Source organism: Lysobacter sp. A286 (genome assembly GCF_054052105.1).
Genome location: NZ_JBSVRJ010000001.1, coordinates 1,563,909 through 1,577,158 on the forward strand (window position 1 = coordinate 1,563,909; position 13,250 = coordinate 1,577,158).

The 13,250-nt window shown below is 62.2% G+C and carries 13 protein-coding genes; 3 read left to right on the plus strand and 10 right to left on the minus strand.

Features of this window, described 5'->3' with window-relative positions:
- Positions 1 to 15: 15 nt before the first annotated feature.
- The 3 genes from ACW7G0_RS07210 to ACW7G0_RS07220 all read left to right on the plus strand — a co-directional run bounded on the left by ACW7G0_RS07210 (position 16) and on the right by ACW7G0_RS07220 (position 6,579).
- Complete coding sequence (locus tag ACW7G0_RS07210; protein ID WP_456988637.1) at positions 16 to 2,721, plus strand: TonB-dependent receptor; 2,706 nt, start codon at positions 16 to 18, stop codon at positions 2,719 to 2,721.
- A gap of 136 nt (positions 2,722 to 2,857) precedes the next feature.
- A complete protein-coding gene (locus ACW7G0_RS07215; protein WP_456988639.1) occupies positions 2,858 to 3,814 on the plus strand; it encodes a cation diffusion facilitator family transporter in 957 nt (318 codons plus the stop codon).
- A 275-nt stretch (positions 3,815 to 4,089) separates the two neighbouring features.
- The gene (locus ACW7G0_RS07220) at positions 4,090 to 6,579 is read left to right on the plus strand and encodes a TonB-dependent receptor plug domain-containing protein (RefSeq protein ID WP_456988641.1); all 2,490 of its coding nucleotides are present in this window, start codon (positions 4,090 to 4,092) and stop codon (positions 6,577 to 6,579) included.
- A 9-nt stretch (positions 6,580 to 6,588) separates the two neighbouring features.
- On the opposite strand, the gene ACW7G0_RS07225 is transcribed toward ACW7G0_RS07220, so the two are convergent.
- The 10 genes from ACW7G0_RS07225 to ACW7G0_RS07270 form a co-directional block, all read right to left on the minus strand.
- A complete protein-coding gene (locus tag ACW7G0_RS07225) occupies positions 6,589 to 6,963 on the minus strand; it encodes an iron chaperone (protein WP_456988643.1) in 375 nt (124 codons plus the stop codon).
- A gap of 3 nt (positions 6,964 to 6,966) precedes the next feature.
- Complete coding sequence (locus ACW7G0_RS07230; protein ID WP_456961264.1) at positions 6,967 to 7,371, minus strand: VOC family protein; 405 nt, start codon at positions 7,369 to 7,371, stop codon at positions 6,967 to 6,969.
- Positions 7,372 to 7,418: 47 nt separating this feature from the next.
- Complete coding sequence (locus ACW7G0_RS07235; RefSeq protein ID WP_456988645.1) at positions 7,419 to 7,676, minus strand: hypothetical protein; 258 nt, start codon at positions 7,674 to 7,676, stop codon at positions 7,419 to 7,421.
- Between the two features lie 10 nt (positions 7,677 to 7,686).
- Positions 7,687 to 8,154 (minus strand): RDD family protein, encoded by a 468-nt coding sequence (locus ACW7G0_RS07240; protein WP_456988647.1) that lies wholly within the window; start codon positions 8,152 to 8,154, stop codon positions 7,687 to 7,689.
- Positions 8,155 to 8,315: 161 nt separating this feature from the next.
- Positions 8,316 to 8,831: a hypothetical protein gene (locus ACW7G0_RS07245; RefSeq protein ID WP_456988649.1), complete on the minus strand. Its 516-nt coding sequence runs from the start codon at positions 8,829 to 8,831 to the stop codon at positions 8,316 to 8,318.
- Positions 8,832 to 8,885: 54 nt separating this feature from the next.
- A complete protein-coding gene (locus ACW7G0_RS07250) occupies positions 8,886 to 9,305 on the minus strand; it encodes a hypothetical protein (protein ID WP_456988651.1) in 420 nt (139 codons plus the stop codon).
- 495 nt (positions 9,306 to 9,800) lie between these two features.
- Positions 9,801 to 10,427, minus strand: coding sequence for a glutathione S-transferase family protein (locus tag ACW7G0_RS07255; protein WP_456988653.1), 627 nt, complete (start codon positions 10,425 to 10,427; stop codon positions 9,801 to 9,803).
- A gap of 92 nt (positions 10,428 to 10,519) precedes the next feature.
- Positions 10,520 to 11,155, minus strand: a complete 636-nt coding sequence (locus ACW7G0_RS07260) for a hypothetical protein (protein ID WP_456988655.1) — start codon at positions 11,153 to 11,155, stop codon at positions 10,520 to 10,522.
- Between the two features lie 19 nt (positions 11,156 to 11,174).
- Complete coding sequence (locus tag ACW7G0_RS07265) at positions 11,175 to 12,251, minus strand: DUF1615 domain-containing protein (protein WP_456988657.1); 1,077 nt, start codon at positions 12,249 to 12,251, stop codon at positions 11,175 to 11,177.
- A gap of 5 nt (positions 12,252 to 12,256) precedes the next feature.
- Positions 12,257 to 13,210, minus strand: a complete 954-nt coding sequence (locus tag ACW7G0_RS07270; RefSeq protein WP_456988659.1) for a glutaminase — start codon at positions 13,208 to 13,210, stop codon at positions 12,257 to 12,259.
- Positions 13,211 to 13,250: the final 40 nt, after the last annotated feature.

The window sequence follows — 13,250 nt, forward strand, 5'->3', positions numbered from 1 at the left end:
ATGGATTTGCCAAAAATGTCCCCCGTCACCGCATCGACCCTTCATCGCAACCAGCGCGGCCTGCCGCAACACCGCGTCCTGGCGCTGGCCCTGTCCGCCGCCATCGCCGCCGCGGCGCTCCCGGCCTTCGCCCAGGACACGCACACCGCCGCCCTCGCCGCTGATGAGGCGGCACCCGAGGCCAACATCGAGACCACTCTGGATGTCGCCAACCTGGATGCGGTGGTCGTCTCCGGCTCGCGGCTGCAGGCCAAGTCGGAGATCGAGGCCCGGCGTGAAGCACCGGCGATCGTGGACACGCTGTCCAGCGACGAGATCGGCGCCATGCCCGACCTCACCATCGCCGAGTCCCTGCGACGGATCACCGGCGTGACCACGGTCTACAACGACGACATCGGCCAGTTCGCGTCGATCCGTGGCTCCCACCCCGACTTCGTCCCGGTGACGATCAACGGCCTCACGATCGCGACCACCGGCGACCATGGCGAAGGCACCCGCAAGGTCAACCTGCAGGTGATCCCGTCCAGTGCCGTGCATCAGTTGCAGGCCTACAAGTCGCTGTCCCCCGAGCTCGACGCCGGTGCGGTCGCCGGCCTGATCAACATCATGCCGACCAGCGCGTTCGACATGGGGCAGCCACTGTTCAGCTTCAACCTGGGCACCAGCTACTCGACCTACATGGACGTACCCGACGACAACAGCTTCGGCCGTGATTCCAAGGACTCCCCGTGGGGCCGCTCGGGCCAGTTCTCGTGGGCGCCGACCTTCGCCAACGACACCATCGGCCTGATGGTGACCGGCATCTACGAGCAGCGCCCCCGCACCCAGTCCAACGCCGCGATCCCCAACCGCCTCTACTACAACGATGACGGCACCCTGACCACGCCGGAATCGGAGGGCTGGAATGGCTTCGCAGCCCCCGACGGGTTCGTCGCGCACAACTACACCAACATGTTCACCAAGCACGGCGGCACTGCGAAGCTGGACTTCCGCCCGAATGAACGCTTCCAGGCCTCCCTGTTCGGTTACGCGTACTTCTCCGACGAGCAGGAGACCCGCAACACCAACCGCGTCTACAGCCTGAACCAGCACCGTGACCAGACCGAGCACACCGGCACCGCCAACGTCCGCGCGATGGACTCCCAGTGGCGCTCCAACGATTTCAACCGTGACCAGATGGGCATCCAGGGTCACGCCGCGTGGGACTTCCAGGACAAGGGGAACCTGAGCGTGGACCTGAGCCGGACCCGCGCCTGGTACAGCTCGGACCGCCCGTTCGTGGCCTTCCTCTACAACCCGAACACGCGAATCAGTTACGACCTGTCCAACCCGGGCCAGTTCTTCATTCCGGACGATGGAAATGCGTTCATCGACCCGGCCAACTTCAGCAATGGCAACACCTACCAGGACCGGCGCGAGGCTTGGTCCTACGTCTCCCAGGCCAAGGTCGACTACGGCTTGAACGACGAGGCCTCGGACCGTGGCTGGGGCTTCACCACCGGCCTCGACTACCGGGTCATGGACATGGAGCGCGACAACACCGCCACCTACTATGAGAAGGGGCAGGTGACGATGGACGGGTTGTCCTACTTCCCGGGTTTCAACACGCCCGGCTACAGCTGGCCGGCGATGTGGCTGGAGAAGCCGGAGGCGTTCTGGAACGACGTCATCCCGGGCATCGCCATCGACGAGGACGAGTCCCTGCAGCGCTCGCTGATCAACGACTACCAGTACCGCGAAAAGGTCCTGGCCGCCTACGTGAACGGCGTCTACACCACCGACAATCTGCGTCTCAGCGGTGGCCTGCGCATGGACCGTTCGGACTTCGACGCGGAAATGGCAAAGACGGTCGGCGGCGTGGTCCAGCCCGAAAAGGCACGCGCCTCCGGCGACGACACCGAGGTCCTGCCCTATCTCAACGCGATCTGGTCGCTGTCACCCGACTTCCGGATCAAGGCCTCGGCGTCACAGACCCTTGGCCGGCCAAACCCCGAGATGATCGCGACGGTCGAGAACCTGGACTACGACGACCTCACGATCTCGCGCGGCAACCCGCTGATCAAACCACGGCAGTCGACCAACCTCGACCTGGGCATGGAGTACTACTTCAACGACGGCCTGGGCATGTTGACGCTGACCGGGTTCTACAAGGACGTCAAGGACGACATCCTCGACGTCTCCTCACAGGAAGTCATCGATGGCGATACCTGGACCGTCTCCGCACCGGTCAATGGTGACGACACCAAGTACAAGGGCCTGGAGCTCGGCGTCGTCAACAGCAGCTTCGTGCAGATGCATCCCGCCCTGTCCCCACTGGGCGCCTCGTTCAACCTGATGTTGGTCGATGGCAAGTCGTCCTACATCTACAACGGAACCCCGCACGAGCTTGACCAACTGCAATACCAGTCCGAGATCGCCGGCAACGCCGCGGTGTTCTGGACCTTCGACCGCGGGTCGGAGCTGCGCCTGTCCGTCAACCACCAGGGCGAGTACCTCGAGTCGTTTGCCGCCAACCCCTGGCAGAACATCTGGATCGAACCGTTCACCACCTTCGACCTGAGCGCCAAGTGGGTGGTCAACCCGAACCTGCAGCTTCGCCTTGAAGGACGCAACATCTTCGGCGAGGAGCGCGGACGCGCAACCGGCCCGCACAACGACCTGTTCCGTACGAACCTCGAGGTTGGCAGCACCTGGTTCGCGAGTATGAACTACCGGTTCTGACAGCACTGACAAGCGACCGTTAACGCAGCGAATAGTCTTCCGGCCAGGTCCCTGCGAACAAGCCCTTCATGCCATGACAACGACCATGGCGGTCTGCGCAAGCGTATTGCGCGCCGACCACGTGCGAGGACACCCCATGGCCAAGACATCCGGCAGCAGCAGGAAGGTTGTCATCGCCGCCCTGTTCGGCAATGGCGCGGTTGCCGTCACCAAGTTCATTGCCGCATCGGTTACGGGCAGCTCCGCGATGCTGAGCGAGGGCGTGCATTCGCTGGTCGATACCTGCAACGAGCTGCTGCTGTTGTACGGCCTCAAACGCGCCTCAAAACCGGCCGATGAAAGCCATCCGTATGGCTACGGGCGCGAACTGTATTTCTGGAGCTTCATCGTGGCGCTGCTGGTGTTTGCGCTCGGTGGCAGCGTGTCGATCTACCAGGGCATCAACCACCTGCAACACCCCGAGCCGATCGTCCGGCCGCTGGTCAACTACCTGGTATTCGGGGCCTCGCTGGTGTTCGAGGGCTACACGTGGTCGGTGGCGGTGAAGGAGTTCCGCGCCACCAAGGGCGACCAGGGATGGTTCCAGGCGTTCAAGTCCAGCAAGGACGCCAGCACCTTGACCGTGCTGCTGGAGGACAGCGCCGCCCTGATCGGGCTGATGTTCGGCCTGGTGGGCATCACCCTGGCGCTGGTGCTGGACGACCCGGCATTCGACGGCTACGCATCCATCGGCATCGGCCTGTTGCTGGTCGCCACCGCAACGTTGCTGGCGCGCGAGACCAAAGCGTTGTTACTGGGCGAGTCGGCACATCCGAAGCTGCGCGAGGCAATCATGCGCATCGCCAATGAAGACCCTGCAGTGCGTTGCGCCAATGGCGTGTTGAGCACGCAGATGGGGCCCAAGAGCGTAGTCGCCGCACTCAGCGTGGAGTTCGAGGACACCCTCGCCACGCCGCAGATCGAGAGCTGCATCAATCGCCTTGAGGCCACCGTGCGCACCGAGCATCCGGAGGTCGTGGCGCTGTTCGTGAAGCCACAGACACCGCAAGCATGGCAAGCGCATTACGACGCGTTGGCGGCACCGCCGTTGTAGGCACGGTTTCAACCGCGCCACCCACAACCTGCGGTTATGACTCACACCCGTTTTTCTATTGGCGGACTTTGGCGGCTTATGCCTAAGCTCGGACCGTGTCATGGACGGAAGAACCCCGTGCCCGACCACTATGTGCCGCTGTCGGGGCGCAGGTCCGCGCGCTGCTTGAACCGGTTCCATGGCCGACTGTTGGGGGCATCCGTTGCACGGTCAAGATGATGTGACTGCTTTTGGCCGTGGTGGTTTCATGACACGTAACGCTGGGAGCACTTTGCATGAATGATCGCCTGGGTCGGAATATTCCCACTTTGTTGGCTGCGTCGGTGCTGCTTGCGCTGGCCGGCATGGCAACCGCGCAAGATCTGGAAAACGCGGACCAGACAACCACCGCCCAGGACACCAAGTCCGAAGCTGCGGCAACCGCCAAAGCCTTGGACATGGCCACGGTCATCGTGACAGGCACGCGCATCAGCGATCGCACGCAGGCCGAGTCGCTGGTACCGATCGACGTGATTCCCAGCGACGTCTTGACCCAGTCCGGCGCCATCGACCTAGGCAGCGCACTCGACCTCGTTGTTCCGTCGCTGAATTTCCCGCTCGCGTCCATGTCCGATACGTTCGCCTTCACGCGGCCCTTCCAGATGCGTGGCCTCAACAGCGACCAGGTGTTGGTACTGGTGGACGGCAAACGCTGGCACTCCAGTGCGCTGATGTTGACGCTCGGCCAGGTCGGCCAGGGCTCCCAGGGCGTGAACATCAGCACGATCCCCATAGGTGCCATCGACCACATCGAGGTGCTGCGTGATGGCGCCTCGGCACAGTACGGCTCGGATGCCCTTGCGGGCGTCATCAACATCATTTTGAAGAAGGGACCGGATGGCGGCCAAGTGCAAGCCAGCTACGGCAAGTACTCGGCTGGCGACGGTGACCGGTCCCGGATCCAGGCCGACATCGGCTTTGCACTTGGTGCGGATGGATGGCTGCGGCTTTCTGCGGAGGTGGGTGATCAGCAGCCCACCAACCGTGCGGGACTGGATAACAGGCCGGGCTTTACCGAACTGGGAAAGAAGTTCCAGGTGGGCATCCCGAAATCCGAGAGCTACAACACGTTCCTCAACTGGGGATATGATTTCACGCCGAGTGTGAGTCTGTATGGCTCCGGGCATTACGGCATGCTCATGGCCGAGCCCATGGCGTTTTACCGCTATGGCGCCAATGCACCGGAACCGAAAGATGACCTGATGCAGTATATCTTCCCGGATGGCGATGGCTTTCAACCGGTGGAACACGGTGAATCGCGGGACAAGAGCTTCGTCACGGGGCTGCGTGGTTATACCGATAGCGGCTGGAGTTGGGATGTCAGTGCCAACTGGGGCGCCAACCGCGTGTCATACGGCACTTTCAATACAGTCAACTTCGCCTACTGGAACGATTTTGGCTACAGCCCCACGGATATTCACGACGGCACCCTGACTTCATCACAGTCCTCGTTTGATGTCGCCATTGCCAAGCCGCTGGGGGACAATTGGGATCTTGGCTTTGGTGTGCAGTACCTGCACCAGAGATACCAGATCGTCGAGGGTGACCTTGCCTCGTGGTACGTGGGCAATTCCGGGGTCACCGGCGCTGCCCAGGGTTTTGCCGGCTGGGGGCCGCAGGACGCGAGCGACAATTCGAGAAACTCCATTGCCGAGTACGTGCAGCTGGAAGGGAATATTACGGAGCGGTTGAGTACTTCCCTTGCGGTGCGCCATGAGGATTACTCGGATTTCGGGACCAACGTGTCCTACGCGTTGTCCGGACGCTATGACTTTGACAACGGATTCGCCCTGCGCGGGACGGTTTCCACCGGGTTCCGCGCCCCGGGCCTGGGACAACAGCATGGCTCGGCAACCACCTCCGTGTCCTATCCAGAAGGCAACTCGCTGGGCCTGCCCGAGGGAATCTACCTGCGTGGACTGGTGCCGGTTAATAACGAATTGGCCGTGCTGCTTGGCAGTGAGCCTCTGAAGGCGGAAACCTCGAAGAGCTTCACCATTGGTGCGGTTTGGAACCCGATCCCTGCACTCACCACAACGGTGGATCTGTACCAGATAGACCTCGATGACCGCATCCTGATGTCGAGTTCGATGTCGCTTGTGGCCGATTCGGTCCAAGACTACCTGGCGGACAATGGTGTTTCCGACCCGCAGTTTGTTGCCCTTGCCTACTTCACTAACGCTGCGCAAATGCGCATCCGGGGTATCGGCATGGTCACCAATTACTTCACGGAACTCGCCAACGGCGGGGAATTCGAGACAACCGTCAACTGGTCGTACCACAAGAACGAGGTGACCGGCGTTCGTCCGAACCCTGCGGTACTTGAGGCGCTGGGCGATGTCGGTTTCAACCGCATCACCCGCAGCCAGACAAAGGGATTACTCGCCGACCAGATGCCCCGCTCCAAGTTCATCTGGACCAATACATACAAGAAGGACCACTGGGGAATCACCGGCACCGCCCTCCGCTACGGAGGCGTGACCGAATACAGTTCTACCGACGCTATCAACGACGACATATACCCGGCCAAATGGATTATCAACACTGCCGTTGATTATTATCGTGATCGTTGGACATTCACCCTGGGCGCCGACAACATACTCGATACCTATCCACAAAAGGCGCCCGCAGGCAGCGATTTCCACGGCATATTCCCATACCCGAGCAGCTCACCGTTCGGTTCCCAGGGTGCCTTTGTCTACGGGAAGGTCAGTTACCGCTGGTAACCGGTAGTCCTACCAAAAAGCATCATCCTTCCGCTTGCCTAGCTCCCGAACGCAGTACTCCGCGATCTCCCGGATCCGGGCCTCGGGCAGCGGCTCGTCGTAGGGAACCTTGAGGAAGTTTTTCGTGGTCTGGTGCACTTCCAGCTGCTTGCGGAAGTGCTCCATCGCCGCCGCTGTCGGCGCGAAGCTGAGGTGCGCCTTGTGCGCGGAGAACGCGAACACGAACCGGGGCTCCACGAAGAACGGGTTGCCCCACTTGATCGCCTCCTCGGCCTCCGGCGCGGCACTCTTGAGGATCGCGTACAGCCGGCGCAGGTGCGGCTGGCCTTCAGGCGGCGCGGCCTTGATGTATTCGGCGATCGTGGTCGGACGCTTGCTGGTCATGTGTCACGCACCCTTGTTTTTGTCGTCCCAAAGCATCGGCTGCCAAAGTTCAACCTTGTTTCCGTCGGGATCCATGATCCATGCGAACTTGCCGTTCTCGTGCGACTGCGGGCCATCTATGACCGCGATGCCGGCGGCCTGCAGTTGAGCAAGTAGTTCGTCGAGGTCGTCGACCCGGTAATTGATCATGAAGGCGGAATCACTCGGGCTGAACCATTTGCTGTCCTTGTCCGCCAGGTTCCACACGGTCAGGCCACCGTCCTCGGCCTTGTCATCGGGCCATTTAAGTACCGCGCCGCCCCAGGTTTCCAGCGGCAAGCCCAGGTGCTTCTGGTACCACGCGGCCAAAGCGGTGCTGTCGCCCCTGCACTTGAGGAACACCCCGCCGATTCCGGTAACTTTTGCCATCGTATTCTCCTGATCGCGCTCTGGCTTAGCCCTTTCAGGCGTTTCCGTTACGCATCGGCGCCATTGATCTTGTGGAACTTGCGCTCATTGATGATCCACATGAGAACGCCAAACAGCGCGCCCCCGATGGACCAGACCATCGCAGAAATCCAAACGAAGTTGACGCTGAGTTTGTCCCGATGCACGACGAACGTCATGACGATGAACATGATCAGTCCATAGGCCAGCACGCCGTTCACCAGCACGAACCGCAACATTCCCTTTTGCCGGGTTTCCTTCCACTTCTCGAGCTGTTCCGGTTTCATGCATCCGCCCTCAACTTTCGAACCGGACCGGCGCCGGTCCACGATGCGTCGAGCGCACGACGACGGTGCCCGCCAGTTTGTCGTGCCAGCCCTGTTTGCGCGGGTCGAACGCCACCCAGATAAGGCCCAGGCCCAGGGGAATCGACGAGGCAAAGTACCCGAGGTAGCGGATGACAGCCTGGCCCGTGGTCAGGGTCGCACCGGTCTTGGCGTCCACCACCCGCGCGGATACCGCCATCTTGCCGGGGGTGGCCTGCTTGTAGAGCCAGAACAGGATGACCGCCACTGCCGGCAGTACCCAGGAAATCAAGAAGTCCGCCGGACCAGCGATGAAAGGAGCATCCGGGTCGGTGAGGTAGCCGGCGCCATAGATTGCGAACAGAGCCGGCCAAGTGAGAAGCAGGAGGATGATGGTGTCGAGCAATGAAGCGCCGACCCGGGGCCAGAACCCCACGTATTCAAGGCTGTTGTCCGTCATTGGATTCTCCAAAGGACACTGCAAAAAAATGCGACGCCGAGGCCCACGCCTCCGGTCATCAATTCGGTCATTTCTATCCCCTGTGTCAACCCGAAAATCCCCGCAGGAAGTAGACCACGTATCAACGCGGGATCAGAGTTTTCTGACCAGCGCGTGGGGCCTCAGCAGCGAATCTGACCGACGCTCATTGCCGGTTGGTTGCCCCGGTGCTGTTGCACACGAAGTGATTGCCCATCCAGAGGACTACCCAGCATCACCTCGGACTGGCGGCAGATCGTCAGGGTCGACTCGGTCAGGCTGGCATTGCCCAAGCGCACGATGACCACCGGCCCGGTTCGGCCAGGGCTCACACCCACCACCCGCACACTGGCGATGCGCGTCTTCCGTGCCGACTCCTTGTTTCGCGCCGCACTGGCGGCCAGTTCTTGCCGGGTCTGCCGTTCCGCCACATCCAGCTCGCGACCCAGTGAGTCGGCCGCCTCCTGGAAGCTACGTGACAACAGCTGTGCGTGAACCCAGTACGAGTACCAGGGATAGGCCAGTGCCACCGTCAGGAAAACCACCAGCCCGATCCAGAAACGGGAGTCGGCGTTGTCGTCCGGCGACCCGTCGGGGGTGCGGCTACTGCGGCGGAACCGAACGTTGCCCCAGTCACGCTCTTTGGCTGGTTCGTCCACGACTTCTCCCCGAATCAATAACGCATGAGTTAAGCGACCTGCTTGAACGAATTGTTAGGCCTTGCCAAAGTAGAAATGATCAATGCCGACGACCAAACTGACAGCCAGAGACGCCACCACGTAGCATAGGAATTGGTCACGGAATGAAAGCTTCAATCGACGGCTTGCCAAATAGGTGAGCATGAAAAGCGTGGCGACCACAAGCGTTGGAATGGTCCATAGACCAAGGCCAAGGTCTGAGCTGACCCGAGCCTCATCGTTTGCGTTGAAGATGCTGACGACTGCGGCAAGAAAGCGCATAAAGAACGCGATATAAAGCAGTGCGAAGCCAAACAATAGCCGTCGACTATAGACAAGAGTGAATCCGATCACGCCTTGCGCAATCGTTACTATCGGTCCCGCAGCTGAAATGAGAATCGCATCCGCATGTGTAAGGTCGCCCTTGGGCCAAGCATGATTCGGGCCGACCATCATTTCGTATCCTAGGACGACTCCAGTTATCCAATGCGCGAACTCATGAACTGCGAAAGTTGCTATGCCGACCGCAAAGAGCACGAGAGAGAACCGGACGTCTAACGTGCTTTTTTTGAGTCGCATCGAAGTCCCCTGTAAGGCCTAACTATGGTTATCAATAGATTCCGCCTCATAACGCAGCTCAAGCGGCCCCGATCTTCCCATCCTGTTCCGGTACCAGCCCTAGCGCGACCAGCATCTCAACCATTTTCGGCAGCCGCTTTTTCCAAGCCCCCCCGCGCAGTAAACCTTGTCGTAATCTCATCAAGTGAGAGCGGAACGGGACTGTTGGCGAGGACGTCGGCGACGGCGCGGCCCTGGCCTACCGGCCCGTGTGGCGGGTCGATGAAGGCATCGGCGGCGGCGTTGTCAGAAGATCGGTTATCTGCGTCGTCGGCCACGATGGGTCCCCTACCCTGCGGTTTTGTGATGCCGTTGGCAGGATACGCGTTTGTCTCAATCGCCAGCCAACAACGCCCCATCAAGTTCCGCAGCACGCTGGAAGGCCGGCCGGGCTTTCGCACGCTCGATGTACTGCTTGATCACCGGACTCTCCGGCACCAGGCCAAAACCGGTCGTCCACGACAGCGCGATGCCCCAAAGCACGTCGGCGGCGCTGAAGCGCTCGCCCAGCATCCAGGGACCGCGGCCGAGCTGCGCTTCCAGCACCGCCAACATCGAGTCGTAGTCGCGGTACGGCGACATCATCGCCGCCGCAGCTTCGCGCTTCATTGAGCGATCCACCACGGCAGGTTCGAAGCACGAGGCGTAATACACCATCCAGCGCAGGTAGCTGCCACGCTCGGGGTCGCCAATGGCCGGTGCCAGTCCCGCCTGCGGGAAGCGGTCCGCCAGGTGCAGGTAGATCGCGACCTGCTCGGTCACCACCGTGTCGCCGTCAACCAGAGTCGGCAGTTTGCCCAGCGGATTGAGCGCGAGGAATTCCGGCCGGCGCTGTTCACCGGCCTGCAGGTTCACCAGCTCGATCCGGTAGTCGACGCCCAGCTCCTCCAGCATCACGCGGACGCCGGCGGAACGGGAGTGTGGATGGTGGTAGAGGGTCAATGCGGGGGCGATGGTCATGCCGTGCTCCTTTGATGGTTTAAGCCTCCAGCGCGATGGTAACCGCGACCAGGTCACCGGTGTTCTAGCCGATCAACGCCGCGCCACTTAACTCAATCGGCAACCTGCTCAAGCTCATGCCCGTTGACCCGGAGGAGCGGCTCACGCGGGCCTCGTGCGCCCCTGTGGATCCACACGCCATCGGTCTCGGTCGTCGAAAGATATGAGCGCGTCCCACCCGGGGAGTCGGCCCCCGCGATGCCGCCAAATACCCGATGTCGACGCAGTCGCGGCACGGGCACGCCGGCTGGCTCCACATCATGTCTCGACACCTTGTAGACATACGTCTTCCGTCGCTCCGGCCCGCACCCTTTGTAGCTTGTTCGGAAACCCGATTCACAACCGGTCATCTTCAGGTAGACATCGTCACCCTTCCAGCCCAGCAGCCAAGTCTCGAGCGCGGTCATGCTCCTCTCCCCTGGCGGATCGATCGCGTGCTTGTACAGGATCTTCCCCGACGTCAGGTCGACGACATACACATCCACCATCTGGGCGGTGATTTTTGCGAAGCCGCCGCTGGGGAGTGCAGAAATTCCGGTGGCCCGCTGCACAACATAGCGCTCTGCCGATATGGCTACCTTCGACTCGTCATCGGCAATGGCGTAGTCAAGCTCGAGCCTGCTTGTCGGCTCCCCGTACGTGCACGACGTCAAGACGAGGAAGGCCGCGATGGTGATTGCAGCTTTCATGACTGGTCAGACTCTCCGATCAACGCGCCATGCAGCGCCGGTAACGGTCATCCACGCGGTTCGCAAACCACGCGGTGGTCAGCTCGCGGGTGATCTTGGGGCTGTCCAGCGTAATGCCGGGGATCATCGCACGTGGCAGCGGCTTGCCGGCGCGGGCCTCGGCGAGCCCAAACACCCGCTCGAATAGCGTGGTGCTGTTGAAGTCCAGCCGGTCGCCGTGCTCCAGCGCGTCGCGGATGGCGTGGTCGTCCATGCCGAGTTGGCCGGCCAGAACGCGCACCGCGCGCTCGGTCTCGCCCGGCCGGTCCAGCGACGCGCCCGGTATCAGCAGGTCGCCGTCCAGCGCCAGGGATTGCCCGCTCGCCAGCGCCACCGCGTTCTGGAATGCGGCGTTGCGGCTGGCGTACCAGCCGGCGTTGAAGTCGGCAAAACGGTGCACCTTGCGTGTGTACGGCGTGGCGTAACCCAGCAGGTGGTCGATGCCGAAATACAGGCCGCCGCGGCGGGTGAACACTTCGTCGCGGATGCTGCCGTCGATCGGGTACGGATAGCCGTCAGCGCGCGACTCGGCGAACGGGATCGACACCTGCATCGGGCCGCCCGTCTGCACCGGGTTGAAGCCGTCGAACAACCGCTCGCCCAGCGGCACGCGACCGGTCAGGTCTTCGTAAAGCTCGCTCAGCTGGCGTTCGGTGCGCGCCGCGCGCAGCCGCTCGTCGTAGCTGCGGCCGTCCGACGAGTCCAGTTTGAGCGCGGCCGTGACCATGAACTTCGGCACGTGCACCGCCGCGGCCCGCCGTACGATCTCGGCACGCGCGATCGCTGGCAGGTTGGCCACCGGCGGGTCGGCCTGGTAGCCGGATTCCTGCTCGATCACCGCCAACACCGCGCAGATGTTCTCCTCGATCGGCTCGATCTCCTGCGCCGCGAATGCCGCTTGGATGTCGGCCGCCCAGCCGGCTCGGTCGTCGACCTTGGCCGGGATCCGCCGGGCGATATCGGCACGCACCACATCGGCCGCAGGACCGGTGGGCCGCGGCGCAGTCACGCAACCGGCCAGCACCAGCAGCAATCCGAAGGTGGCACCCCAGCGCAAGCGCCTCAAAACACTGACAGCCCGGTCATGTAAGCAAAGCGGTGCAGCGCATAGCCGCCCAGCAATGAGTTGCCCTTCTCGTCCAGTCCCGGGTACCAGACGCACAGGCTCATCACGTGCGGCACCACCGCGACGATGCCGCCACCGACGCCGCTCTTGGCCGGCAGGCCGACGTAGAACGCGAAGTCGCCGGCGGCGTCGTAGGTGCCGGCGGTCATCATCAGCGAGTTGATCCGGGTCGACAATTGCTCGCTGACTACGCGCGTCCCCGAGACGCCGCAATGACCGCGTCGGGCCAGGTACTGCACGCTGCGCGCCAGATCCACGCAGTTCATCTGCAGCGAGCATTGCAGGAAGTAGAAGTCGAGCACGGCGTCAACATCGTTGACGATGTTGTCGTAGCTGCGGATGAAATTGGCCGTGGCGATATTGCGGAAACCGCTCTCGCGCTCGGACCTGGCGACCACCTCGTCAGCGCCCACTTCGACGCTGCCCGAGCGTGCCCGCATGAACTCCAGAAGCGCCTGCTCGGGGTGGGCGTAATTGGACAGGATGACGTCGGCCACCACCAGCGCGCCGGCATTCATGAACGGGTTGCGCGGGATGCCCATCTCGTATTCGAGCTGGATCAGCGAGTTGAACGGATCGCCGGACGGCTCCCGATCCACGCGATCCCACAGCGCATCACCGACCGCGTCCAGCGCCATCGTCAACGTGTGGACCTTGGAAATGCTCTGGATCGGGAAACGCTCGCGTGCGTCGCCGACCTCGTGCACGTTACCGTCGCGGGTCACCAGCGCCATGCCGAAGCGGTCCAGCGGTACGTTGGCCAGGGCATCGATGTAGTCGGCCTGCTTACCCTCGCCAAAGCGGGCGCGAACCTCCTCGTTGATGGTTCCAAGGATGTCCGGCAGGTCGAGCTCACTGAGATCGAACTGGGTCTGGATGGGTTCTGGCATGGTGGTGATTCAACTCCGGTGGCCGACCATGATGACGCCG

Coding starts and splice junctions, on each gene's coding strand:
- ACW7G0_RS07215 (WP_456988639.1), top strand. CDS start 2,858: ATGGCCAAGACATCCGGCAGCAGCAGGAAGGTTGTCATCGCCGCCCTG.
- ACW7G0_RS07270 (WP_456988659.1), bottom strand. CDS start 13,210: ATGCCAGAACCCATCCAGACCCAGTTCGATCTCAGTGAGCTCGACCTG.
- ACW7G0_RS07210 (WP_456988637.1), top strand. CDS start 16: ATGTCCCCCGTCACCGCATCGACCCTTCATCGCAACCAGCGCGGCCTG.
- ACW7G0_RS07220 (WP_456988641.1), top strand. CDS start 4,090: ATGAATGATCGCCTGGGTCGGAATATTCCCACTTTGTTGGCTGCGTCG.
- ACW7G0_RS07255 (WP_456988653.1), bottom strand. CDS start 10,427: ATGACCATCGCCCCCGCATTGACCCTCTACCACCATCCACACTCCCGT.
- ACW7G0_RS07225 (WP_456988643.1), bottom strand. CDS start 6,963: ATGACCAGCAAGCGTCCGACCACGATCGCCGAATACATCAAGGCCGCG.
- ACW7G0_RS07240 (WP_456988647.1), bottom strand. CDS start 8,154: ATGACGGACAACAGCCTTGAATACGTGGGGTTCTGGCCCCGGGTCGGC.
- ACW7G0_RS07250 (WP_456988651.1), bottom strand. CDS start 9,305: ATGATGGTCGGCCCGAATCATGCTTGGCCCAAGGGCGACCTTACACAT.
- ACW7G0_RS07235 (WP_456988645.1), bottom strand. CDS start 7,676: ATGAAACCGGAACAGCTCGAGAAGTGGAAGGAAACCCGGCAAAAGGGA.
- ACW7G0_RS07260 (WP_456988655.1), bottom strand. CDS start 11,155: ATGAAAGCTGCAATCACCATCGCGGCCTTCCTCGTCTTGACGTCGTGC.
- ACW7G0_RS07230 (WP_456961264.1), bottom strand. CDS start 7,371: ATGGCAAAAGTTACCGGAATCGGCGGGGTGTTCCTCAAGTGCAGGGGC.